Origin of the sequence: Bradyrhizobium sp. 2TAF24, assembly GCF_052115025.1 — a bacterium.
Classification (GTDB): domain Bacteria; phylum Pseudomonadota; class Alphaproteobacteria; order Rhizobiales; family Xanthobacteraceae; genus Bradyrhizobium_A.
The window spans coordinates 52,103-77,888 of record NZ_JBFRFW010000003.1; the positions used below are offsets into that span (position 1 = coordinate 52,103).

Consider the following 25,786-nt stretch of genomic DNA (forward strand, 5'->3'; position numbering starts at 1 on the left):
TCAATTTGCGACGCCGAACTGAACAGCTCACCACAATAAGTTCGCTTTTTGTTCCAGTCTCAAGCTAATGTCAACCGGGATGTAGAATGATGGGTCCCGGCTACACTGAGCGGCAATGCCAGGTCTGTGAACCTTCGGGCGCGAACATCCTCGATCTTGAGCATGGCGGATATGGACATTTCAGCACCATGCGACTGCGGCGATCCCGATTGCCCGGGCGGCGTGCCTGTACGACACCCGTTCGGGATCTCGGTCGACATGGTCTCCGACGACTTCGCCGGAGCGGAACTCTATCTCACCGTGCGAACAACGTCGTGGGATTTCGACGGTGAGCGCACAGATCTGCACGATGTCTTCAGCCTGCTTTGGGCAGCCATGCTGCGTGCCCGAGAGGTGGCTTCAGGCCGACTCGTGACAGTGTTGAATGGGTTCTCTGGAATTGATAGCGAGATTTACGCTCGTCTCATCCGTCTCGATCAACCCGGCACGCTGCCGAGCGGCATGAGAGCACAGGCGCTAGCTTTAGCAGCTGAATCCTTTGATGTCGGCAATCTTATAACTGATGCGTTTGGTCAACCAAGCGGTGACAGTGCGAGCGACGATATTGACCTGGATTCGCCTGAACCGCAGTGGATAAAGAACGTTCGCCGACGCTATCGGCTGGCGGAATTCAAAGACAATGAAGTTCGCCAACGCGCCTATCCCAAATGGATCTATTTCGGGTCGACCAAGCGCGGCATCAGCGCTGTACAGATCGACGAAAGCGCAGCGACCACGTTGAAGGCGGCTCTCTCGGTATTTCAATCAACGTCAGTTCCCGGTGTGAACGCACGACTTTATCGTTCGCAACGCATCCGCAATGCCGCAGAAGATAAGGCTCTGGCGCAACTCAATTGGCTCGTGGGCGAAATAGACGGCTCGTCGCGCCCTCCACTTGTCATCCCTGTGGATTCTCATCTGATTGGGATCGGTGAGCGGAGTTTGGCAGCCGTCCGCTCATGGAGTGGGCGAGACAACTATGATGCCGCACGCGACGAACTCAACACAAGGCGAGCCAACGAAGCCAGGCTCCTCTTTGATGATAACATCTGCCGGTGGGCGGACGTTATCGACGACGGCCGCTTCGAGCTGCTTGTCTATGATCTGCTCGCCGTGGAGAGAGGCGTGCACCGTGTTCGTCAGGTAGGAGCGAGCCGCGAACCCGACGGCGGTCGAGACCTCTTAGTCGAGTGGTCTACCGCGCCGGATCGCGGTGGCAATACCTGGAAGGAAAAGACAGGCCTGAAGATTTCGGCCGTTCGAAACATAATCGTACAGGTCAAGATTCGCCAAAGAGCGGTCAACAAGGGGGATCTCTCTGACCTACGCGACACCCTTGAGCACTATCGCAGCGACGGGCTTCTTGTCGTCGGATATCCCCGCTTAACTGTCCCCTTGATGGACCACCTCGATGCATTACGCCGTAGAGGCGATTGGTGGGTCGACTGGTGGAGCCGGAGCGAGTTGGAAGAACGGATGCGCCGTCATCCTGAGATCGCGGCTCGCTATCCCGATATTGTCACGCTGACTCCATCACAGGCTTGAATAGTTTCTCCGCGTTCATCGTGGTCAGACCGTATCGCAACGGCATCTGGGATCAGCCCTGCTTTGGATCCGTTGGCCCCGCGGCCTCCGGCTTCGCGCCCACAGGGCCGTCAGGTTCAGCAGCTGGTGCTGCGGCAGGCGTACCGGCCAGCGCAGTTGGGAGTGATACGGCATCGGTGATCACGAGGACCAAGGCTGCGAGCTTGGGATCGACCTTGATGTTGGTCGCGGGATTCCTGGCGATTTGCGCGATCGTGATCTGTTCGATTACACCGCCCTGGTTTGGAATCGCCGCCTTGATGGGGGCATAGCCCGTCTTATCGTTGCGCGGGACCAGAAGTCCCTTCTGAAGGTCCGAGGACAGCGTTTTCGCCTTCTGCAGCTGCGCGAGCACCGGCCTCGTCTTCACATCCAGGTTTTCGGGCGGCATAGCGTCGATCTTTGCGAGCAGCTCGTCGATGGCCGCCTCCGTCAAGATCAATCTCGTTTGCTCCTTGCCTTCCTCGTCACGACCGACATAGCAGACGCCACCTTCTCGGGCGGCCACTTCGAGATCGTACTTCTTCAGCCCTTCCGGCGAATTGTAGTGGGCTTCGACCTGGACCGCGAAGGTGCCGGGCATATGCGCGACGAGACCAATGCGTCCCATTTCGGCGAGCAGGCGTTGCTGCAATTCGAGCGCATGCGCTTCCCTGAGCCGCAGATGGAGACCGTACCGACCGTCGGCTGAGAGCATCGCACGGATCTGCTCATGCGTGAGAGTAACAATATCCTTTGCGTCCCACCGAAGGAACACGCGCTTGTCTCCTGGCAGCTTCATTATGGGCGTCTTGAAGCTGGTCGCCCCGTAGGTCCACGATTTCGGTGAGATCTCGGTCACGGTGCCGCTCAGCAGCAACACGCGCTTCGCACCTTCTTTGCGCACGAGATCGCATGCCGCCGTCATGACGACGTAGGCGTCTGGCGGCTCGCCGGGTGCAGCTCCGTCGAGAAGATCCTTCCTGATCAGGACATCGCCGAAGCCAACTGGATTCTCGTCGACCGTCGTCTTGACCTTCAGGCGCTTGGGATTCTGCCAGATCGTCCTGAAGACCAAATCTTGAAGGTCGGTGGTTCCCGCGATGTGTGGTGCCGGGTATTGCGATGGATCGATCTCGTTCAACGCTTGCGCCGCGTCGATCGTAGGCTCGTCTCCCTCGATTTCGTGGGCCAGAACGCGATCGAAAACGTCGAGCATGTAGCTGCCGAGCGGCTGCCCCTCATAGGCCAGCAGGACGTCCCTGATCTGGGCGTAGTCGGAGAGGTCGAGCCGGCCGATGCCGTGCAGGAATCGCTTCGAGGCCTGCTCCAGTCCGGTCTTCCACCCGTAGACGAATCTCGCGACGCGGAGCGCATCGGCTCGATGCGTCGCGAGCCGCTCCAGCGTCGTTTCAAGCGTGCGCCCTTCCAAAAGCGGTGCCTTCCGATAAGCGCGGAACAAGGCGCCCAGGAGACCCGCACCGTCACGAAAGCGCTCCTTCTTGTCGCCCAACAGCTCGCTTCTGGACATCAGCACCACACAAGGCGGCTCTTTCTCGTGTCCCTGCAGCATCGGCGCAAGAGCGGCGAGCGAAAGGTCGATATCGCCCTCTTGCTGGGTCGCACCGAGAAAGAGATCCACGAATACGAGTGGCACGCCAATCGCCTCTTGCGGAGGGACGCGCCCGGACTGGATGACGTCGAGGCCAGCGGCCTTCAGCCGCGCCTCCAGATCGTCGAGATATTTCCGGTCGGTTGCGATCGCTTGGCGATAGCCCTGGAAAAGCGGATCCCGCAATGCGGCGGGAAGTTTACCTTCCGCTCCCCACACGGCTGCAACGAATTGATCGGACAGCTGAAGCTGCTCAGGCTGCATGTCCGGATAGGCAGGGAATATCTCGGCCAGCGCCGCTTCTGAGGGATTTGCGTCAGCCCAAAAGGTCGACCATATCTCCTGTCCGTCGAGATCTGACGCCTTGGGCACTTTGTCGTAGGCGTCGTCAATGACCACCGCGGATTTGATTCCGCTGCTTTCGAGGAGTTCTTTGAGCACGGTCATTTCACCACCGCGCTTTCCGACAGCTCCAGGATGAATTCATGAAGCCGGCCGGTTTCTCGATCGGGCTTATCCGAAAGCGTCAACGTGGCACCAAGGCTTTTTGCATGATCGCGGGCGACGAATAGCCCGAGCCCGCGCCGCTTTCCTCTTTCCTTCAGCGACCAGAACGGGCGGAAGACTCGTTCGATGTTTTCCGGAGCGATACCGGGTCCATTGTCCGAGATGGTCAAGGTTGGAGGGTCCTCTTCGAGCGTGATGTTCAGTCGCGGCGCATAGTCGGTCTGTCGCTTGGCACGGGTTTCCATCCAGTACATCGAGTTGATCACGAGATTCTGAACGATCTGGACCACCATGCCTTTTACCAACCTGACGCGGACGGGATGCTTGGGATGCTTGAAGGAAGGCTTGATCGCGTGTCGCCGGAACTTGGCAGCATGCCCGTCGAGCACTTCCTGCACGAGATCGACCAGATCAAAGGTTTCGGACCGCTGGCGACCGGACACGCTCAATTCGTCGAGAACGCGCAGCCGCTTCGTGACGGTCTTCATCTCGGCCCGCAGCGTTTCGAGCTGGGATCGCACTTCAGTCGGAAATTCTTGGCCGTGAAGGCGCTCGAGAACGCCGAGCGCGCTCTCGGCGGCGCGGGCCAATTCATGGGCGACCGATTCGACCATGAGGCCGACGCCCGCCATGTCGATCATCTGTCGGCTGTCCTCCTCGACCTGTTCGATCTTCATTTGCGCGCGCGAAGACAAATCTCGGAATTCGTTGAAGGCGTGCTGTAGCGCGTCGAAGGATTCGCGCTCTTCCTTCGGAATGAGCTGACGCACCTTGGTCAGCGCATTTTTCGCGCGCGTTTCCAGGGTGTCGATATCGGCCTTCAGATCGTCGAGCTCGATCGGTGCCTTCTTGTATTTGCGGTCAGTCTCCCTGAAGAAATCCCAGAGCATATCCCGTATGACGTGCTGCAGGATTCCAATCAGTGCCCGCTCTTCGTCGGTGCGCCTCAATCCCTCGCGATTGGTCTGATCGACCAGTTTCGGGTTCTTGGCGCGCGCTATGCGCACATGACCGACGAACTGTGCCTTGTTCAGAACGTAGCCGGGCCGGCTCAAGGCCTTGCGGTCCAGGCCCAGCCAATCATCCTCTTCATTTCCATACGGGAAGACGCGGAAGTCGTCCCTGAAGAGCATGATGCCGGACCAGTTTCGCTGCAGGTCTCGGACTTCCTTCTGATTGCCCAGCTGATCGATTCCACCGAGGAGCCGCCGGTTGTACCAGTACGCCTCGAAGTCGAATGGACCGAGCGTCTGCAGCGCGGACGCGGGAAGCTCGTGCGATGCGTCCTGCAAGAGATCTGCAAGCTCCTGCGACGAGCGTGAGACGTCGTCAATCTCCTTGGGGTGGGGATACCCCAGGCGTACGGCCTCCATATGAACGCTGAGCACGCCGCCTGAGAACTTCCCAGAGAATTTGGCGTGGGCATTTTCGAGCAGCAGACGATTCATGACCGGAATCGTCACCCGCGTACCATTCCAGACGAGCGCAATGCGCTTGCGCTTGCGGACATCGACGAACGGATCCGTCAGGCGCGCGAACTCGAGCCGGGCCATCTCCTCGACGCGCTTCTCGGTCCAATCCTCCGTGAGATCGCCGATCACAAGCGTCGTTCCGCTAAAAGCAGCGTCGCTCTTGATTTCACCCTTTTTGGCTTCAACGTCGATATCTTCGACTCGTGCCTCGATGTCCGCGAACTTATTCCAGTCCACCTCGAGCACGTTGAATCGGCGATCGTTTGAACGAGCTGTCACGACGGTGAGGCGATTGCCTAGCCGCATCGACGACAGGCGGCCGATGCCTTTTTCGCCCAGATAGGGCGACGTTCCGCCTGCACCGAGCGCCTTTTCCACTTCGCGTTTGCGGGAGGGGGTGCCGATGGTCAGGAAATTTTCGACGAGCTCGTCGAGCGACATGCCGCTTCCGGTATCCGCGACTTCGATCGTATTGCCGGCGGCATATGCCTCGTCGAGGGCAGCGAGGAATTCCCGCAGAGATGTGGCTTTGTCGACGATCGAATTGAAAGCGTCGACCGACTTCTTGCCCGCGGCTGGGTCGAGCGCTTTGCTGACGGCAACCTTCAGGTCCGCGAGCATGCCTGCCAATGCAGCCTTGCCCGGCTTCGGCTCCTTGCCAGCCACCGCCAGATTCCCCGAAGCCTTGCTCCGCAATCGCAGATAAGCGTTCCGCCGGAGCACGACATTGAATGAGATGGTCGCGCCTGTCTTCGAACCCGCATCGAACGCATTCTTGATAAGCTCATAGAATGCGATGATGTCCGAACTGATCAGTTCGGATCCGAGCTCCAGAACAGCGCGGGCGTTGACGCGAAAGCTCAAACAATTCCCCCTAAAGCGAAGCCAGATCGCTTTTCAGTCGATCCTGCTCACCCCAAAACGCGCCGATAGCGAAGCACTTCGCCGGTCGGTTCCATTCTATATCGGTCCGGAAAGTAATACTGAAGCCAGGCGGCCAGGATTTCCCACATCTCCTCCGTGGCATACGGGGCGGTGCCGCCGGCAGCAGCTATCAACTCGACGGCCTTTGCCGCATCCAGCCCGGTCTCGGCCTCGCGCTCGATGAGCCTGACCAGGGGCATTTGGTTGAGAGCGCCGGACATGACGCGGTAGAACTGGATCTCGCTCAGCCCTTCGCCGACCTCAAGGCATGAGATGTCCGCACGTGCCGCCTCAAACGCGGATTCCACCATCCTGCGGCGCGCATTCACCGGATCGGAATATACGTCCCAGAGCTTCTCCGGCGACGGGCAGGTTGGCAACCAAGATGCCGACAGACCGCCGATCTCGGCTGCCAGCGGTCGGGGGTCGAAGCCCGACTTCATCAAGAGATCGACCTGACGTCGGATCTCGTCCCTGTAGCGCGCATCTGCCGGCATCGACGTCGCCAATAGCCTCTGCTCGAGAGCGCGCAGATCGGCATCGGGGCCGTCCGCCGTTCGCAGGATCTCGATGTTCGACGGCGCCCTCCATCCGAGCGCCCTTCCGGTCAGGTTGGCCGAACCGAGCCGGTAGCTCTGATCGAACCGGTAGAGCTTGGCGTGCAGCATGTTGTTCAGGAACAGCCGCGTGCCGGGGCGCACTGAGACCAGATCGAATACTTCGAGGTCGCTCACGCCGGCAGCGACCTCCGCCGGGATCCATCGCGTTACCATGTCGACTCGGACATCCGGGGACAGTTCGCCGAAGATGCGTTCAACCACCTCGGCCTTGACGAACGGCGCGATCAGGCAAGACTCTGAGCGCGCCGTGCGGGCCGCTTCGAGCAGCATATCCCCGAGGGCCAACGATCAATCCTCGCGTTCGTCGGTGAGGAAGTCGCGCGCCATCCGACCCCAATCCTGGCGCATCCGTCTGATCCTTTCGCGGTTTGGCACGTCTTCGAGCTCCTGGCGTGCCCACGCGGCGAACAGCATCTTGATGGTATCCGACGCGTTGATGATCCGGTTGACGAGATCCTTTTCGGTCGCCTGTGTCGTGTCAGCGTCGAGCGTCTTGATCAGAAGATTGTAGGCCGGATGAGACCTGTTGAAGACGATCTCCGTGACGCCACCTGGCTTTGATTCGACTGCGAAGAAGGCATCCATGTCGCTGGCGGCTTCGACGAAGATGACCTTGCGGCGACGCAGCAGGACGGCCGCAGCGATTTCCTTTGCGACGTCTTCCTCGTACTTCTTCTCCTTAACGAGGTCTTCGACGAGTTGGTCCTGCGCCGCGTCGTTGAACACTTCCGCATCACTGGGAGCCGTATGGCCGGCATCGGCGCGTTCCTTGAACTTGGTGGACGCCCTGTCCTCGACGTTGGTGTCGTCGTGTCGCTTTCCCGGCCCGCGGCGTCCCTTGCCTTGATCGGCGATCGCGTTGCGCAAGGTCGAAAGGGTCTTCTCGATGTAGCGTACAATTTCGATCAACGGTACACGATGGTCGCCCTCCTCAGTGAGCCGCCGCTTGAAGTCGACATAGGATTCGTTCGGCTCGGCCTCCGTCTGCCATTCGAAATTGACCATATGCGAGAAGGTGGTCGCGGCTTGTTTGTTGTTGGTGACGCCGAATATCTCATCAAGCTCGGGCGGGAACTCGACTTCAAGCCCCCACCAGCGTTCCCGCGGGTCGTAGCTATTGGTCCAGGATGGATCGAGGTCCAGCTCACGGCCGGCGCGCACTATCGAGACGCCAATGTTCTTGGCTGCGTGCTTGCCGTAATCCTTAGCTCCTCGATCGGTGCCGTCGGCGGGCAGCGTCGCGGGTGTGGCCCAGGACGCCCTGACGTGAACGATGTGAGTTTTGCTCCCAAACTCGATGTGGAATTCCTCGTCCCGCTCGCCAAACCTCTGGAACATCGCAGTGGTGTCGAAGGGTGCGGGAGTTGCCGAAGGTGCACTCAAGTACAATGGATCGTTTACTTGAGCATCCTGCTCCTTCACGACCCGGCCGCCTTCAGCCGCGCACAGGCGTAGCCGCAACGAGCCGTCCGCGATGAATTTGCGGTAGATGCGTCCCACAAGCATCCCGGTGTTTTCCAGGGTGTGCTTCGCGCCCTTCCAGGTCAACCTTTCTTCGTCGAACTTGCTCCAGACGACGAGCGTGCCGGTCGTCTCGAGCCCGACCGACAGCGACCGCCACTCGGCCGGCACCGGATCCAGGACGGGCTCCGGAATCATCTGCATGCTGCCCGCTTCGATCTCGTCGACGTCGAGGTAGCACCGCACGGCGTTGGCCGGTCCCCGCTGCCAGGTCCAAACATCGACCCGCCTGCCTTGCGAGATCGAAGCGTTGGGAAGCCCGATCCCGAAGCGTCCTATTCCCGACCGGTCGTCGAGATGGGTCCCGTAGCCGAATTGCAGTGCGTGGCGCAGGAGATCGGGCGTCATGCCGGTGCCGTTGTCGAGGACGCCGATGCTCTTGACGCGCCTGCGCCGTCGTTCTCCGACTTGGATCATCTCCTCGTTGCAGATCAGCTCGACAACGGAAGCCGTGGCCTGCACCGAGTTGTCGATCAGCTCGGCGAGTGCATATGCCGTGTTACGGTATCCGCTGTCGCGCATCGCCTTGATGGCGAGCTCCGCCGGAATGATGTAGCTGTCCTTAGGAAGTTGCTTCGCCCCGACCCCCATTGCCCCACACGTCCTCCCAATTGACGAAAGCGTCAGCCACGCTTCCAAAGCCCGGTAGATCGGTATCGACCACCGTCACGATCTCGGCCGTCGCATTTCCGCCCGCGGCCGGACCCCGGATGGCCCTTCCGACCATCTGGCTGTACAGGACAAGCGATTTGGTCGGTCTGGCGATCACTGCCGCGCTCGTGTTAGGCGCGTCAAATCCGGTCGTCAGCACACCGTAGTTGCAGACGACCTGCGGCTCAACTCCATTGCCCTTGAACCTCCGTAGTATACGCTCCCGAGAGGCGCGGTCTGTCGAGGCCGTAACCACGTGGGATTCGGTGCCTCGAAGTGTCAGGATCGAGGACAGCAGATGGGCGTGGGCGACGGAGGCCGCGAAAACGATTATGCGGCGGTGCCGCTTCGCCAGATCCTCAATGGTGTTGAGTACCTGCACGTTGCGGCGATGGTTCTCGCCCAGGCGGGCGATTTCGTCCGATTCCTCCGCGTAGGCCTGCTTTCCCTTGTGCTCGTCCGCCGCAATTTCCAGGACGCGGAAAGTCGGGCGGGCGAGAAAGCCCCGGTCGATGAGGAAGTCAACGGCATTGTCGTAGCCCCCGACCTCGATCGTGATCTTCCTGTTGTCGAAGAATGACGCCAGCTCCGCGTCTTTAGCAATGTCCGACCAGGTGCGGCCTGGAGTGGCCGTTAACCCCAAGAGGGCATTGGCGGGCCTCTTCTCTGAGATGAACGAGATGAGCGCCCGGTAAGTGGGAGCAATGGCCTGGTGCGCCTCATCGACCACTGTAAGCGTCGCGCGGTCGCCCAAGCGCAGGATCATGTTCGGATCCCGACGGTACAAAGCGTACAATTTGGCAAAGCCTGCAACCAGGAAACCGGATCGGGCGTGCGAGAGGTCGGGTTCGTAGTCCCCCCAGTAGCGGTAGACCGTCGCCGCGGACCGGCCGCGCGAGGACCACGCTCTTTCAAATTCGGAGGCTGCTTGTTCGAGAAGTTCCGAGCTTTGAGCAAGCCAAACCACGAGACGATCGCCGGCGCGATTATGCCACTCGCACACCAGGTGCATCGCGGTCCTGGTCTTACCCGCCCCCGTCGGCATGTGGACGAGAGCCTTGTGAGGATGCTCCAGGAGGGCATCACGAGCCCGATCGGCCACGGACAATTGGTGCGCGAACAGAGGATAGGCCGGGTCGACCGTCCGTTCGGCCGATTCCTCGCCGCCGGGCGCGCGCTCCGGCACGACGACGCCGAAGAATTCGAGCAGGTGGTCGCCCACGCCCTTTTGGCGCACGATGGCTGATAACCGGTCGAAGACGCGGTTTCCTGCCGCACGCAGTCCCAACTTCTCGGCGAGCTCCGTCGCCTTCGCGAGCGGCAGCATCGCGATCAGCCGATCGCGCGATACCGGATCGCGCAGCATTTGCCACGGTTCGGCCAAGTGCAGGGCGAGAGCGACGAGATTGTCCTTGGTGAGCAATTCCGGACTCATGATGGCGACGACGCCCAAGGTCGCCTCGCCCACAAAATCCCGCAGCGCAGTTTCAGGCGCTCGCTCCAGCAGCTCTCGGATCGAAATGCCGGGGACGGAGACCATCCTTACGGTTCACTTATGGCAGACGACGCAGGAGCCCGCGTCCGCATAGAGCTCCTCGATTTCCGGCGACGCATTAGGACGAAGCGGATTTGGCGGCACCGATCTGCGCATCTTTTCAATTCGCTTCTCGTGGTCGGCGCGGATTGCCGCGACGCGCTCCGGCCGAATCAGTTCGGCGAGCGATTCGCCCTGGCTCCAGGTGAAGGGCGAGCCGTTTTCCAGTGCCGTCTTCTCGTAGGCCTGTGCCTCTTCGAACCGGTCGGGATGCCGCTCGTTCAGACGGACCCATTCAATCTTTTGCTGGAAGAAGCAGAAGGTGCATCCACTGCGGGAGCGCCATTCGTAATACTTGGGTAATCCAAGCCCAGAGCCGTCCAGGATCTCCGTGACGCCTGCTTTGGCGATGCCCGCTTCCTTGAACGGCAGCTTCACGACAAGATTGTCGAAGGTCGAGGTGTATCCGTCCCGGAAGTCCTCGTCCGCTCGGATGGCCACATAACTCACCACCTTCGTTCCAGCCTCTAGCATAGGCCTGACCCAGGCCTCGAACGGCCTGATCTTCAGCATGCGGGTGCACCAGCGGGTCCGCACCGAAGGCAGGAAGCTCTTGTAGCGCTTAAGCCAGAAGTCGAAGTCCCGGTCTGGATTGAGGCGGACAATCGGCTTGCCGAGAATTCCTTCGAGCTTGTCGAGAAACGCGTAGACCTCCGGCAACTCCTTGCCGGTATCCGTGAAGAAGTATTCCATATCGATTTCGGGATGGAATTGCCGCATGTAGACGGCGAGCGCTGCGCTATCCCGCCCTCCCGACAATCCCAGCACGTGCCGCTCGGTCATGCCTTCGCTCCCACCTTCGGCTCGGCCGACGGTCGATCGGAAGGCTCGGCCATATAGCGCGCACTGATCTCGGCGAGAGCCGCAAGGATGATGTTCTTCCGCTGCTTCGAGGCCGACTTCATGGCCTGCTCGACGGTGGCGATGACCTCGCGTACCGCCTGTGCGTCATGGTCAGATACCGCGAATTCGTGCGAGCGGGTGTCCTTTCTATCGCCCATACCAACGACCACGGCCATCGCATGGCGCTTGGGCTTCCGCCCGTTCACGATAGCAAGCGCCTCGAGCCGGATGAACCGCTGCGCAAAGGCGACGATCTCGACGCGCGCGCGATCGAGATCTGCGTCGGTCCAATCCTTCGCCGGTTTATGCGCGGCAAGGCTCGCGATGCTTTCGATATCGACCTTGTCGCCGAGTGGCTGCGCCAACCGCAGGACGAATGCATCGAGATCGAAATCGCCTGATATTTTCTTGACGTTCTCAGCCCTGTCCCGGAGGACGTCTGCGGCATCTGCGACGCCATCCATGTCGAGTTCATGCAGCATGAGCACCAGAAGCTCGTCGAGCATGCCCTGATAGCGGCCTTTGAGCACACGTACCGCAGCGCCGATCCGCGCGATCACCTCTCGGATGCGTTTTCCGTCACTCGTGGAGTCCTCGCCCAAAAACAGCTTCGGAAGCTCATCGAACAGGAGCGTATTCGGATCCGAGGCATGGCGGAGGATGTCGCGGATCGGCAACACCTCAGCGTCGAGCCGCGATGTCCGTCTGGTCCACGGCTCCAAGGCGTCGAAGCTTGCGACCAGAGCCCGGGCGACATCGAGCGGAGAAGTCGAAGCCACCGCGTCCGCCCCCTCGAGTTCGATCAGCACGTCGCGCACCCCGTCGAGGAGCTTGCGGCCCGCGGCGGGAATTTCCAGCCAACGGACCTGGATGTCCTTTGGATCGTTGATGAGCAGGTCGGCATCGTAGTCGGTCCAAAGCGGCTGGAACACGTGCTGCCTGTAGTAGGCCAAGTGATCGCGCCGCGATAGCGCGTATGCAAGGCCCAGCACCGCGTGGACGCCGTCCTTGATGCCAAACGGTGGATCGCGCCAGACGTCGAAGATCTCGCCGAGCGTCACAACCCGCTGCGCGTTCTTGCGCAGAAAATCGTCGGTCGCGCTCCACAACGGCGCCAGTTCCGCTGGATCAATGTCGTCGGTACCAGGAACGACGTACTTCCACTTTCTCCCCACCCGCCTGTATAGCTCGGTCTTTTCCAGCAGAGAGATGAACAGTCCCGCCTCGGCGGGCAGGCCCGTCATTCCGAGACGCTCGATACCCTCGCTCGCCACCATCGCCTTCAACAGCGTGTTCTTGGCGGTGTTGGCATTCGAAGACGGCGACACCCTGATCAGGAGTTCGTTGAAAAGCTTCGGAGCGGAGCCGTACCGGTCATCGGCTAGGTCAGAGGCGAGCGAGCTGAGGTCGGCCGCCGAGAGGCGCTTGTTCGCGCCTCCTCTGCGCACCCACACGGCGGAGTCCAACACCAGACGGAGAACGTTTTCGAGCTGGCTTTGCGCAGACGAAAGCCGCGCGGTCACTTCGCGTTTTGCCACCGGGTCGCCGTGGAGCTCGGGCCGCTCCTCGTTGATGCGTTCGAGTGCAAGTGCTTCCTTTGCGGCGTCCAATACCGCCGTCGCGTTAGGCGAAACCCCGATCAGGACATCGTTGTCTGCCGACAACGCCTGCCGCGCCGCAGCGATAACAATTTCCACGGACTCGTTTGCGGTCGGTATCGGCAGCAGCAACAGCCCCATCGCGCCCTTACCAACCTTGTAGCGCTCGACCCGGCTTTTGAGCTCGGAAGCCGGCACGACGTCGAGGTCGAACCAACGCAAGGATCCGGTCTCGTGATAATGACGTTTGGCGACGACCGGCTGGAATGAGGCGAGCGAGCGCAGCGATGTGAAGTCGGGCTGGAGCTGTTCCGATAACGCCTTTTCGAGCGCGGCCTCGATATCGAAATCGCTGCCCGCATAGACCCCGTAGGCACTGAGATGCTTTCGGAAGACGATCAATGAACGGATCGCGAGATCATCGAGCGCGGCGCGTATATCGGTTTCGGAAGCACCCGGTATGCAGTTCGATAGCAACGTCTTGGTTGCGGCGATCCCGGACCGCTCGCGGAAGAGTTCGATGACCGCGATCGCCTTTACGAGATCGACATGGAGGCGCTCACCCTGCGCCGCTTCGCAGCGCTCGACGACTTCGACCGCCGAGGACCACCGGTGCCCGTCGGGGGACGCTAGGATGGAAGGCTCGAGATTGGAACGAAGGTAGTTCCAGAGGCGAGGAACATCGTAGGTGTCGCCGTCGTCGGACGAGCGCAGGAATTCCTGGAAACCGTACGGTTCGGCCGAGTTTAGAAAGCCGAACATGCTGCGTTGGTTCTGCCCGAAGCGGCGGCGCGAGATTGGGCCCAGCAGCGCAGTCACAATCGGATGCAACGGCAGACACTTCGCCAGCGCGCTACCGATCTTGCCGGCATCGCCACGCCTCGAATTCGCGATGGACTCCGCGACCGCCCTGATCGATTTGGACCTATCGGGACCGGAGCCGTCCATCTGGATCGCCCTGGCGAGCAGTTCGAGCTGCTCTTCGCCGGCAGTATCTACGAGAAGATCGATGTATCGACCCTGCACCTTCGACCACTCGTCGCGCTGCTCGCGCGACAGGCGCTGGGCATATTCCTCAAACGCCTGGTGGAGGATGCCGATCACGACAAGACGGCCGCCGCTCCTGCTCGCGATCTCAGCCACCTGCTGGAAGAAGAAAATGTCGGTATTCTCGCCGACCACACCCTCTAGAAATTTCCCCATTTCGTCGAGAACGAGGATGAGCCCACCCCGCGTCCGCGGCTCCTCCTTGGCCACTTCGGACAGAGCCTCGAGCACCTTTGCCTCGGTCCACTCGCCCCGCGGGCGCCGATAAAGCTTCGCCGTCGCGAGAGCTTCGCCAACTGCGGCGACGGGCGAACCGCGCCGGCCGACGATAGGCAGCATCCGCCAACCCTTCGACAGCGGCGGCAAAGACTTCCACAATTGATCGGCAGGCTTCTTGCCGATGATCTCGGCCGCGCGGGCCCTGCGCTTCGTATCCCCGCCCAAAATCGCATTGAGGGCGACGACAAGACTGGACTTCCCGCTTCCATAAGGACCCGTCCAAGTAAACGCCGAGTGCCCAGTTTCCGCAACGTGGCGCCCCATCGTTAGGAGTGTCTGGACCGCGGACTGCGGGCACAGAAACCCCTCCAGCGCGCGCGGATCTTCGAGATCGGTGTCGATCCGAATAGCCCTCTGGAAGCGCGGCGCGACGTGAACCCTTTCGGAAAGCGTCATCAGCCCATCTCCCCCTGCCGGCTCTTCTTGTAGGACGCTTTGATCAGCGAGTTGAGAGCGCGACCATCGAAATCCCCTCCGCGAACAACCTGACGAAGACCGGCCGTCTCGGACCACCGGAAGAGACCGTCAGATTGATCCTCTAGTTTGACGAGACGATCGGCTAGGCCCGCCTCGTCGAGCAGGAAGACGCGGCCGGGCGAACCCGGCTCGTGCGCAATCATCTCGAAAGACAGCGTCCGGGTCGAACCAACCCGCTCCCAGAAGGAGTTTAACGCCAAGGCGAAGACGCTTGCGGGAAGCGTAGGCTTCGGACCACGCGCGAACTGATAGTCGTCGCGCCGCCCGATCGTCCGGATGAGGCCCAACTCGGCAAGAGGGGACTCGAGCGCATCTTCTGGAGCCCCAACGAGAGAAGCCGCCGTCGACGAGTACGTCCGGAGGAAGCATTCAACGTCGCGGCGCACCGTCGTCTCGGACGCTTTGGGCCATCCGCGCGCCGCGGCGAGCTTGAGGAGCCCTTGGATCAGGTCATCACGCCTGAAGGTCTGCGCGCCGAAATGGTTGAACGCCCAGAACCACGTCGTCTTGGTCGCGCGACCGCAAAGCTTCCAGTGGAGCAGCCACATGGTGGCATGATGCTCCATGAAGGGATCTTGCCCCGACGGACCGAAAATCAACTTCCCGAAGGCGGTCGGCCTGACGCAGTCACCCTCATCCTCGATGATCTCGGTGACGGTCGCCCAATGCCGTATGGAGGCGACCATATTCTTGCCCACGCCGAACCTTGCGATTGCATCGTCGGCAAGAAACACGGTACGCTTGTTGTTGGGCTCGTCCGCCGTCTCCAACGTGGCATCGATGGCTTTTTTCAGCCATCCGTATCGTAATGGGAAGGTCTCGTGACCGGAAAACTGCGAACGGTAGTCTTCCTCGAACAGCGGACTTTTCACGGACCCGGGCTCCCCTGGCGGATGTCTCCAGGTGGACAGTAGGCGTCGCTTCCGGTAGGGTCAATGTGCAAACTGGATGAAGTCCCCAGCCCATGACCGAACGACCCGTTTATCTAGACAACATGGCTTCCACCCCCGTCGATCCGCGCGTCGTCGAAGCGATGGCACCTTTTTGGTCGACGGCTTTCGGCAATCCGCATTCCGTCGAACATGCGTTTGGTTGGCAGGCTGATGAAGCGGTGGAGCGGGCTGCGGCTTCGGTTGCGGCACTGATTGGCGCTGACGCGGACGAGATCATCTTCACCGCGGGAGCAACCGAAGCGAACAACCTTGCCATCCTCGGCTTGGCTCACCGCGCACCTGCCGGGCGGCGGCGAATGCTCGTGTCGGCTGTCGAGCACAAGAGCGTGCTCGCCGCAGCCCGCGCTGCCGCGGGCAGGTACGGGACGATCGTCGAAGTCATTCCGGTCGACGCGGAAGGACGGATCGACCTCGATCGTCTCGCCGGGATGATCTCGGAGGATGTTATCTGTGTGGTGGCTATGGCCGTCAACAACGAGATCGGTACCGTTCAGGACATTCCGGCCGTTGCGGCGATCTGTGCTACGGCCGACGTTCATCTCGTGTGCGACGCCGTGCAGGCTCCATTGGGCGTCGACCTTGATGTGGACCGGTGCAAGATTCCGCTGCTCGTTCTGTCTGCGCATAAGATCTACGGTCCCAAGGGAATCGGAGCACTCTACGTTCGCCGCGATGTCCAGAATATGATCGAGCCTCAAGTCTACGGTGGCGGACAGCAGCGTGGGTTGCGGGCAGGCACGTTACCGACGCCCCTTTGCGTAGGCTTCGGGACCGCGGCCGAACTTCTTGGGACGGAGGAGGCTATCGGAGAACGGGCGATGATCGCATCTCTCCGTGACCATTTTGAAGACGGCCTCCGAAGGCTTGGACATCCCGTCGTGATCAACGGTGGCGGGGCCTCTCGCCATCCGGGCAATTCGAACGTGAGATTTCGCGGACGGGATGGTCGGGATCTGATCGCAGCGCTTCAACCGAGGTTCGCAGTCTCCTCAGGTTCGGCCTGCTCATCTGGAATCGTCGAACCTTCGCACGTGTTGCGAGCAATCGGTCTGACGGGTGAGGAAGCGAATTCTTCGGTGAGATTTAGCTTCGGTCGATTCACCACCGAGGCAGATGTTGCAGCGGCGATGGAGGCACTTTCCGACGCGATCTTCAGCGATGAGGCTGCGTAGCGAACAACTTGGTCTCGTCGGGAATCGCGGATCGGCCCGATCCCGCACAGTCATCTAAGTCTTTGATAACGTTCGGAAATACTCGAATGAAAATTGGTCTATTTTCCCGCCGGCGCTTTGAGTCGACGCGCTTGAGTTCGAGATGAGCATCCCGGTGCTGGCAGAAGCTGTTCGGCAGGGATGGCCACTCCTGCAGAAATCTCGGATTAGGCCCTGCGCGGCGGGTTGTGGCGCCCTGCCCAACCTCGAGGCACTTGTCGCTGGCGCCTCACTACTTTGGTCCGGCCCGTCGCGCCTATACGATCCGTGCCATGCTGGAGCGGGACAAAGCACGGGCGCGCGCAGGCACGGGGTGGTCTTCTCCAGATCCGTTGCTCCTCGCTTACGTGTTGGCGGATCGCGACAAGATCCTCCAAGTCTACAGGATAAAGCCCGACCTCATCCGGGAGCACTTTGGCACCGAGCAATCCGTGCTCTCCAGCGGCTATCGCTATCGCCAGGTCTTTGAGGTCGTTCAGAACGGCGCCGACGCCATCCTTGAAGCGGCGGAGGCGGCAGAGGGTGGCGGCAGGATCCTAGTCAGAGCGACCGAGACGCATCTATACGTCGGTAACACCGGTGCACCTCTCAACAAGGACGGCATCGTTGCGCTTCTGGGCGCCAATTCCTCTCGAAAGGGCAGAAATCAGATCGGCCGCTTCGGGCTGGGATTCAAGTCGCTGCTCGCGCTCGGCGGCACGATCGACCTGTTCAGCCAATCAATCTCCATGCGGTTCGATCCGGAAGCCTGCCAGCGGACGATAGCCGAGGCACTACAGCTACCACCCGGGGAGATGCCCCCCGGCCTGCGGATGGCCGAGGTTGTCTCCTTCGCCGATGAAGCAGAGCAGGACGAGCACCTAGCGGAGCTCGGCTCTTGGGCAACAACCGTTCTCCGCGCCGAGATCAAGGCGGAAGGCCTGGGCGAACAAATCCTTCAGGAGCTCAAGAACTTTCCGCGCGAGTTCGTACTGTTCTTGCCGGTCGAGGTGTCGCTGGAGCTAGAGCTCGGTAACGGGACATCGCGAACAATTCACCGAGTGCACGACGGCGACACCGTCATCCTTTGCGAGGGCGACAACGAGGAGCGATGGCTCGTAGCTGAACGCGACGTCCCTATAACCGACGCCATGCGCAAGGACGCGGGCGCGCTCCATGGCAGGAAGGAGATACAGGAAATACCAGTCATTTGGGCCACGCCGCTCGACTCCTCCGAGGACAGTGCCGGCAAGTTCTGGGCCTTCTTCCCGACGGAGACGCGCAGCCGGGTGTCCGGCATTATCAACGCACCGTGGAAAATCGACTTCGGCCGCTCGGCCCTCGTTCCGGGAGAGTTCAACACAGCCCTGATGAAAGCGGCCGCCGCACTCATCGTCGATACGATTCCTGAGCTCTGCCTACCGGATGACCCTGGACGTACATTAGATGCCCTGCCCCGAACCCTCGAACCAAAGGACGAGCCCGCGGCGCCGCTCGTCGAGGAGATGTGGACCCTACTCGCCAAGACCGCCGTTGTTCCTGACGGGACGGGCAGCCTGCATTGCGTAGAAGAACTTTCATTGCATCCGACGGAAGATCAAGCGCTCGCAGAGCGTTGGCTCTCGGTTGTTAAAGCCGAGCACGCGCTCAACGAAGTTGTTCATCCTTCTTGCTTGAAGCGCCCTCGCATGTCCCGCTTGCGGGAACTGCGCTCCCGCTCCAAGCGCGAGCTGACAGAGCACGACTTATGCTGGTGGCTCGAAGCAGCATGCGATTCCACTGTTCCGAGCGGTAAGGCATGCTTGGCACTAGTATCAGCGCTAAGCAAGTCGGTGGAGTGGTGGTCCTTTAGGGAGCCCGTTCGCCAAGCCAAAATCGTTCTCGCCGACACGGGCGAGCTTGTGGCTGCGCAAGACGCGGTCGTTGACGGAGCAACCACAAAGATCAGTGAGATCTACCAGGTCGAGCCAAAGCTGCTTGCCGACGTCACGTCGCGCAAAGTTCTAGTGGAGGTGCTCTCGATTAAAAGCCTCGACTACGACGAATGGGAGCGCCGTATACGACGACTTGTTGGGAACGCGCGCGGCCAACAAGGAATGCGAGAGACACTTGCTTGGAAAGCCGGGTGGAGACTTCTGAGAGCTGCACCGCCGGTGGTACTCGAAAAACTTTCCGATCTCTTTGACCAGATAAAGATACAGTGCCTGGACAAGGGCTGGCGATGTCGGCACGAAGTTTTGCTGCTAGGGCGCATTCTATCCGAAGATGAGGTAGGCTTAAGCGCCAGTCTCCTCGTCAATTCCGAGCTTCACAAGGCGGACACATCGATCCTCAAGCTCATAGGTGTCGGTGATGTCCCCTGCGACAGTCTGCATGAATTCGAGCATTCCAGCGCGCCGAGTGAATACATCGACGCAATGCGAAAGTTGTATTGGCCTCATCTGAGGGACGACAGCCCGAATCCGCACACACACCTGATCCGCATCATCGACGATTTTTCAGCACCGCATGGCTGGGAGCTCGTGGAACGGACAACTGGGCACATACGGGCTCGTATTTCGCAATACTTTCTCGAAACTGTCGCGTTCGACGCAGTTCGTCCCGTCACATTCGGCCATAGGTCCCGGCCCGAGACCTATCCGAAAATCGACATGATGAGTCCCGCGGCGTGGTCGCTTCTGAAGCGCGGAATAGTCGAAGCGCACGGCCAATCGGTGAGCGTCGAGATACTCGCTACGCGGCTCGAAGGACTACGAACGCTCGACAGCCATCCTTTCAAGAGATGGCAACGCGGCATCGAGGGCCTCGTCGCCTGCATTCCCGACGACGATTATTCCACGCTTCCGACAAAGCGCAAAAAGAGAGCTGATGAAGAAGAGCGCTCCTTTTGGATCGCCCTATCCAGTCATTGCGAGCAGGACGACGTGTCAGTGGAAGAATGTCGCGTCATTTACGAATGGATGGCGGAAGCGGGCTGGTATCCGTCGACCGTCGGCACTGCGATCGCCAACGCTGCTCTCAAAGACTGTTATGTGACGCAATCCTATGCACTGGCTGAGGCCGCTCGCGAAGCCGCCGTACCCGCCATTGTGCTCTCACCGAGTGCGGCCGCCATGTGGCTCAAGAACGGCGCTCAGGCCTTGGAGTCGCAAATACGAATTGAAACTGCGTCGAAAGACGAAATACCCGTGTCACTTATCGAGGTGGTTCCGGAGTTCGCCCAGATTCTTGCCGACGAAGCGAAAGGCTCGACCTTAGTAAGGTTCGTAACGGGACTTGCGCTCAGGGTCGCAGGAACGCGCATCAAAAAGCCCTGCATCCTTGATGCGGGAGAGCTCTTGTTGGATCGATACCAATTCGACGACCTACCGTGGAAAGCGCAAATACGGTCCCTCATCGATGAAGCCGTTACCGCGAAATGGTTCTCGGGTGATGCGACCGCTGCGCTCGACCAGCTCCTCGGTCACAGTGTATTTCGTCTCCGCGCATCGGTGGCTGAGGGTCACGATCTTCCTGACCGGCTCCTTCGCGCGGTTCGCAAGAACTCAAGACAATTGTTGGACAGCTTTGACCAAGGAACGCGCACGGCGATTTCCAAAGTTGTCGCGAGTGACGGTCGAAAGCTTGCTCAGCTAGCGCTCCACGTGCATGGACCAGCTACGCTTTCCCATCTATCGGAGGCACTCAAAGATAATGGGCTCGAGCCACCCGCTAGGTGGGGCACGCAGGACGCCCGGGATTTCGTAGCGTCGCTTGGTTTTCCTCCGGAATTTTCAGTCAGCCCGTCCCAGAAGCGTCCCTCGGAGCTATCAGCATCTGGGCCTATGCCGCTTGGCGACCTGCATGCGTACCAGGAAGATATCGTGACTGCACTTGCTCCCATTGTCGCTTCACGCGGAGCCAAAGCACGTACCAAGGTAAGCCTACCGACGGGCGCGGGGAAAACGCGGGTCGCAGTCGAGGCGGCGGTTAAGCACGTGCTCGCGATGAAGGCCGGTGACAAATATGTGCTGTGGGTCGCTCAAACTGACGAGTTGTGCGAGCAAGCGGTCCAAAGCTTCCGTCAAGTCTGGAGCAACCGTGGCAAGGACTGGACCGACCTCAGGATTGTGCGCTTGTGGGGAGGAAATCCCGACCCGACGCCATCGGCGGATGATGCACCGACGGCTGTTGTAGCGACGATTCAAACATTGACTTCGCGGCTTGGGAAAGACCGTCTCGCGTTTCTTAAGAGCTGTGCTTTAGTCGTCATTGATGAGTCGCACCACGCGATCACCCCGAGTTATACGCAGCTACTGGACTGGTTCCTTCCAGAGGAGGCTGCTGATGCTGACGAGAACTTACCTCCTGTCATAGGTTTGACGGCTACACCGTTTCGCGGCACGAAAGAGGAGGAAACGAAGTGGCTCGCGAACCGGTTCGGTCGAACCGTGCTGCCTCCTGCGGCGAAGCAGCCTGAGCTATATGACCAGCTGCGCCGGGACGGCATTCTCTCGAATGTCGAAGCCGAGCCGCTTCCCTACGAGGCTCCCTTCAAGTTTACGCCAGACGAACTAGATCATTTCCGCCGCTTTAACGAGTTTTCGGACAGCGCGCTGCGACGACTGGCCGACGACCGCGATCGCAACAACCTAATCGTCGATTGCGTTAAAAATGTCATTCAAGACGGGCCCGTCCTGCTTTTCGCCAATTCGGTCGAACACGCCCAGCACCTGAGCGCCCGACTATGCCTCTCAGGCGTGCCGGCGGCATCCATCTATGCGGATACCGACTCGGGAGTGCGGCAGTATTTCATCCGTCAATTTCTCGACGGCCGCATCAAGGTGCTCACCAACTATCAGGTACTCGCGACCGGCTTCGACGCGCCAAAGACAGCGACGATCCTCATTTCGCGTCCGGTATTCAGCCCTGTGCGCTATATGCAAATGGTCGGCCGCGGACTGCGAGGGCCCAAGAACGGCGGCACCGAAACCTGCAAGATAATTACCGTGGTGGACAACCTGGTGCAGTATGGGGACCGCCTCGCCTATCATTACTTCATGCGTCACTATTCGTAGGCGCCTTCTAGCGCTGGTGACCGAGCCGGATTCCAAGCTTGGGCGCCATTTGGCGGAGTGAGCCTTCAGAGCGCTTTGTGAGCTTCGCAATATTTGCGACCGGCGTCTTCGCTTTCGAATGAGCGCGCAGCTCCTTCACGTCGGCCTTTGTGTATTCGCGACGCACGGGTTTCTTCTTCGTAGCCCTCTTCTTTGCCTTCTTCGCCACTTTTAGCTCCTCGATTCGAGAGTGGGCGTACTAGCACAGCAGCATTGATGCGCAACTCTCCATCGGTTGGCTCTATGCTGGTCCGATGTGTGTGCCTCAACACCGCGGCCGATATACCCATGCCGCCGAATTCTGATAGGATCGCGATGGTGCGGTGGTGGGCGGACGAGTTCGACCAGCTGAGGGAGCACCATCGTCATCAAAATGTTGACTGAGGAAAAGCGCGTTCAAGGTGGGGTCGCTTCCTTAAGTCGCACGTTCATTAGTTCGACATGTTGGAGTCAAGGAGCGCCAGAAGTGAGCGCACCACTACTAGGCGCCGACGTCCGATCGTTGTCGTGACGACACGCCCAGCTCCTATCAACTCGTAAAGCTTCGTGCGTCCCAAGCCGGTCGCTTCGCATGCATCGTCAATCGTGCAGGAAAGCCGTTGGGCGAATGGCATCGTGCTCAGTTCTGCGGCTTTCGGAGCGGATAGACTGTCTTGTGACTGTTGTCCGCTGGTTTTCTCCCGTCGATTGTATCTCACATAGCCCTCCTATTCGCACACGCTTGACAGGAGAGTTGGCTGTACGACGAGCAACATCAATGCGCACGTCCGAGGGCGCTGGCGTACGACAGCGCACGTCAGCGATGGTTTGAACATTTCTGGATACCCAAGCGCGACGAGGAAATTTCTCGCGAATGCTTCAGCCACAGTGAGAGGCGAGGCTAATCTGCCGACGAGGCTAGTCCGCTAATGTCGGCAGCAAAATTCCCCCAGCGTTCGCTGCTGTTCACCAGCGTCTTATTCAACCAATATTCAACGAATGCGGCTGGCGGCTAGCTAAGTGCCTGAGTTTGCTGGCGCTCCCTAGGGGAATCGAACCCCTGTTTCAGCCTTGAGAGGGCCGCGTCCTAACCGCTAGACGAAGGGAGCGTTGGCGGAGGGAATAACCTCGAACGGCGTTCGCCGCAAGCGTGCAAATGCAACAATCCCGGGAATGGTCAACGAAGGCCGGTCTCGGCCCGGCCGCCTGGCCCACCGGGTGGGAACCGGGCCGGCAGCCCCGAATCTCGCGATTCCGGACCCGTGGCCCCGGTCCTTACGGCTCGTTCGCAAACTTCAGCCGGCCGGCAGGCTTCAGCGTGCGGGCGTCGAAGGTGCGGATTTCGGTGACGCCGCCCACATCCAGGGTGACGATCAGGCGGTCGGCGGCGATCCCGGTGGCGACGATTTTCGCCCCCCGCGGCAGGGTGGCGGTGAGGTCGGCGGCCGGAAGGCTTCCCTCGCTGCGGAAAAGGCGGTAGCCGATGGCGATGAACACCGCGGCGATGCCGATGCCGGTGGTCAGGCCGGCGATGATCATCATGCGGCGGACCCGGGCGGCCAGCAGCGCGGTCTGTTCAGGATTGGGGTCGGGCGTCACGGCGTCGGTCATGCGGCCCCTTCAAGCAGGTTTGGTGATGGGTGACAATGAACTTCGGGGCGATGAACCCGCCGAAGACGCTCTTTCCGCAGACGGGGTGCGACAGGTGGTCGTCTCCGGCGACGAAGGCTCGCCACGGCTCGACCGCGTGCTCGCCGTGCGCAGCCTCGGCCTCTCCCGCTCGCGACTGAAGGCGCTGATCCTTGCCGGCCATGTGGCGCGCGACGGCCGCGCCCTCACCGACCCGTCCGCCCATGTCGCCGCCGGCGACGTCGTCACCATCGATGTGCCGCCGCCGGTGCCGGCGGAGCCGGAAGGCGAGGACATCCCGCTCGACATCATCTTCGAGGACGACGACATCATCGTGCTCGACAAACCCAGGGGCCTCGTGGTGCATCCCGCCGCCGGGCACGAGACCGGCACGCTGGTCAATGCGCTGATCGCCCATTGCGGCGCCAGCCTTTCCGGCATCGGCGGGGTGCGGCGGCCCGGCATCGTGCACCGGCTCGACAAGGACACCACCGGGCTGATGGTCGCCGCCAAGAACGACCGCGCCCATGCCTCCCTCACCGCGCAGTTCGCCGACCACGGCCGCACCGGCGCGCTGCGCCGCGGCTACATGGCGTTCGTGTGGGGCGTGCCGGACCGGCCGCGCGGCACGGTCGACGCGCCGATCGACCGCCATCCTCACGCCCGCGAAAAGATGGCGGTGCGCCAGGGCGGCCGCGACGCCATCACCCACTGGGAGCTGATCGAGAGCTACACCGGCCGCGATGGCAAGGGCGTCGCCTCGCTCATCGCCTGCCAGCTCGAGACCGGCCGCACCCACCAGATCCGCGTCCACCTCGCCCATATCGGCCACCCGCTGCTCGGCGACGACGTCTATGGCTCCGGCTTCAAGACCAAGGCCCGGCAGCTAGGACCTCAATCCCAGGTGGTATTGGAAGCCCTCAACCGCCAAGCGTTGCATGCATACCTCCTGGCCCTGGAGCACCCGGGAACTGGAGATGTTCTTCACTGGGAGGCAGGCCTGCCGGAGGATATGCTTCTCCTGCAAACACAGCTGCGCGCGGCGACATGACGCAGGCCATCTTGAAAAGATTCAGAATTACAATACTTTAATCCGTGTCACAGCAACGTGACAGGGCAGTATCCTTCCCCTAATCCACCCCTTTCATGTATTGTGCACCTGCGTTGGATATCCCAGCGCGGAACAACGCAGCGCTTGCTGGCTTTGACACAGCAGCAGGCCTGCCTGGCCCGCCGCTATCGGGGGTCTGAAAACACTGGAGGGCGCACAAATGGCCCGAGCAGCTACCTTACCGGTTCTCAGTGGAGAATCCGGTCTTGCCCATTACCTCGCCGAGATCCGCAAGTTCCCGATGCTGGAACCGCAGGAGGAGTACATGCTCGCCCGCAGCTGGCGGGAGCATGGCGATCGCGACGCGGCACATAAACTCGTCACCAGCCACCTGCGCCTCGTGGCCAAGATCGCCATGGGCTATCGCGGCTACGGCTTGCCGATTTCCGAGGTCGTCTCGGAGGGCAATGTCGGCCTGATGCAGGCGGTGAAGCGCTTTGAGCCGGAAAAGGGTTTCCGTCTCGCCACCTACGCTATGTGGTGGATCAAGGCGTCCATTCAAGAATACATCCTGCGGTCGTGGTCGCTCGTGAAGATGGGTACCACCGCCAACCAGAAGAAGCTGTTCTTCAACCTGCGCAAGGCGAAGAGCAAGATCTCGGCACTGGACGAGGGCGATATGCGCCCCGACCAGGTGCAGACGATCGCCAAGCGTCTCGGCGTGACCGAGCAGGACGTCGTCGACATGAACCGCCGCCTCGGCGGCGACGCGTCGCTCAACGCGCCGATCCGCGACGACGGCGAACCCGGCGAATGGCAGGACTGGCTGGTCGATACCTCGCCCAACCAGGAAGCCGTGATGGCGGAGAGCGAGGAGTACGATCATCGCCGCGACGCGCTCAGCGGCGCCATGGGCGTGCTCAACCCGCGCGAACGCCGCATCTTCGAGGCACGCCGCCTCGCCGATGAGCCGATGACGCTGGAAGACCTCGCCGCCGAGTTCGGCGTGTCGCGCGAGCGCGTGCGGCAGATCGAGGTCCGCGCCTTCGAGAAGGTGCAGGCGGCGGTCAAGAGCGCGATGGCGCGCATGGAAGCGAACCGCCAGCAGCTGGCGCACGCCCACGCGCACTGACGCCTCGAC

The 25,786-nt window shown here is 60.8% G+C and carries 15 protein-coding genes and 1 tRNA gene; 5 read left to right on the forward strand and 11 right to left on the reverse strand.

Annotated features, from left to right (window positions below):
* The first annotated feature begins 162 nt into the window (after nucleotides 1-162).
* A complete protein-coding gene (locus tag AB4Z37_RS06200) occupies nucleotides 163-1,584 on the forward strand; it encodes a hypothetical protein (protein WP_441515827.1) in 1,422 nt (473 codons plus the stop codon).
* Between the two features lie 52 nt (nucleotides 1,585-1,636).
* Here AB4Z37_RS06200 and AB4Z37_RS06205 read toward each other — a convergent pair whose 3' ends face one another.
* From AB4Z37_RS06205 to AB4Z37_RS06240, 8 genes are read right to left on the reverse strand one after another with little or no spacing between them, the layout of a single operon-like run.
* Entirely contained in the window at nucleotides 1,637-3,661 is a 2,025-nt protein-coding gene (locus AB4Z37_RS06205; protein ID WP_441515828.1) for a hypothetical protein, read from the reverse strand.
* Entirely contained in the window at nucleotides 3,658-6,057 is a 2,400-nt protein-coding gene (locus AB4Z37_RS06210) for a sensor histidine kinase (protein ID WP_441515829.1), read from the reverse strand. Before AB4Z37_RS06210 ends, AB4Z37_RS06205 begins: the two co-directional genes overlap by 4 nt.
* 47 nt (nucleotides 6,058-6,104) lie before the next feature.
* Nucleotides 6,105-7,022 carry a phospholipase D family protein gene (locus AB4Z37_RS06215; protein WP_441515830.1) on the reverse strand — a complete coding sequence of 306 codons (918 nt, stop codon included), beginning with the start codon at nucleotides 7,020-7,022 and terminating at the stop codon, nucleotides 6,105-6,107.
* 3 nt (nucleotides 7,023-7,025) lie between these two features.
* Complete coding sequence (locus tag AB4Z37_RS06220; protein WP_441515831.1) at nucleotides 7,026-8,849, reverse strand: ATP-binding protein; 1,824 nt, start codon at nucleotides 8,847-8,849, stop codon at nucleotides 7,026-7,028.
* Complete coding sequence (locus AB4Z37_RS06225; RefSeq protein ID WP_441515832.1) at nucleotides 8,821-10,449, reverse strand: DEAD/DEAH box helicase; 1,629 nt, start codon at nucleotides 10,447-10,449, stop codon at nucleotides 8,821-8,823. The genes AB4Z37_RS06220 and AB4Z37_RS06225 overlap by 29 nt, the downstream gene beginning before the upstream one ends.
* Nucleotides 10,450-10,458: 9 nt before the next feature.
* A complete protein-coding gene (locus AB4Z37_RS06230) occupies nucleotides 10,459-11,286 on the reverse strand; it encodes a phosphoadenosine phosphosulfate reductase domain-containing protein (protein WP_441515833.1) in 828 nt (275 codons plus the stop codon).
* Nucleotides 11,283-14,666: an ATP-binding protein gene (locus AB4Z37_RS06235; RefSeq protein WP_441515834.1), complete on the reverse strand. Its 3,384-nt coding sequence runs from the start codon at nucleotides 14,664-14,666 to the stop codon at nucleotides 11,283-11,285. The genes AB4Z37_RS06230 and AB4Z37_RS06235 overlap by 4 nt, the downstream gene beginning before the upstream one ends.
* Entirely contained in the window at nucleotides 14,666-15,619 is a 954-nt protein-coding gene (locus tag AB4Z37_RS06240) for a DUF4007 family protein (RefSeq protein ID WP_441515835.1), read from the reverse strand. Before AB4Z37_RS06240 ends, AB4Z37_RS06235 begins: the two co-directional genes overlap by 1 nt.
* 92 nt (nucleotides 15,620-15,711) lie before the next feature.
* On the opposite strand from AB4Z37_RS06240, the gene AB4Z37_RS06245 reads away from it, so the two are divergent.
* Entirely contained in the window at nucleotides 15,712-16,872 is a 1,161-nt protein-coding gene (locus AB4Z37_RS06245; protein WP_441515836.1) for a cysteine desulfurase family protein, read from the forward strand.
* 311 nt (nucleotides 16,873-17,183) lie between these two features.
* Nucleotides 17,184-21,947 (forward strand): DEAD/DEAH box helicase, encoded by a 4,764-nt coding sequence (locus AB4Z37_RS06250; protein ID WP_441515837.1) that lies wholly within the window; start codon nucleotides 17,184-17,186, stop codon nucleotides 21,945-21,947.
* Nucleotides 21,948-21,954: 7 nt separating this feature from the next.
* On the opposite strand, the gene AB4Z37_RS06255 is transcribed toward AB4Z37_RS06250, so the two are convergent.
* The 3 genes from AB4Z37_RS06255 to AB4Z37_RS06265 form a co-directional block, all read right to left on the reverse strand.
* Nucleotides 21,955-22,155 carry a hypothetical protein gene (locus AB4Z37_RS06255; RefSeq protein WP_441515838.1) on the reverse strand — a complete coding sequence of 67 codons (201 nt, stop codon included), beginning with the start codon at nucleotides 22,153-22,155 and terminating at the stop codon, nucleotides 21,955-21,957.
* Nucleotides 22,156-22,999: 844 nt separating this feature from the next.
* Nucleotides 23,000-23,074, reverse strand: a tRNA-Glu gene (locus AB4Z37_RS06260).
* 166 nt (nucleotides 23,075-23,240) lie between these two features.
* On the reverse strand, nucleotides 23,241-23,576 hold the full coding sequence (locus AB4Z37_RS06265) for a hypothetical protein (RefSeq protein ID WP_441515839.1): 336 nt from the start codon (nucleotides 23,574-23,576) through the stop codon (nucleotides 23,241-23,243).
* Between the two features lie 94 nt (nucleotides 23,577-23,670).
* Here AB4Z37_RS06265 and AB4Z37_RS06270 point away from each other — a divergent pair, with 94 nt between their 5' ends.
* Both AB4Z37_RS06270 and rpoH read left to right on the forward strand, forming a co-directional pair.
* Nucleotides 23,671-24,645, forward strand: a complete 975-nt coding sequence (locus AB4Z37_RS06270; RefSeq protein WP_441516139.1) for an RluA family pseudouridine synthase — start codon at nucleotides 23,671-23,673, stop codon at nucleotides 24,643-24,645.
* Nucleotides 24,646-24,865: 220 nt separating this feature from the next.
* The gene (gene rpoH, locus AB4Z37_RS06275) at nucleotides 24,866-25,777 is read left to right on the forward strand and encodes an RNA polymerase sigma factor RpoH (RefSeq protein ID WP_441515840.1); all 912 of its coding nucleotides are present in this window, start codon (nucleotides 24,866-24,868) and stop codon (nucleotides 25,775-25,777) included.
* Nucleotides 25,778-25,786 lie beyond the last annotated feature (9 nt).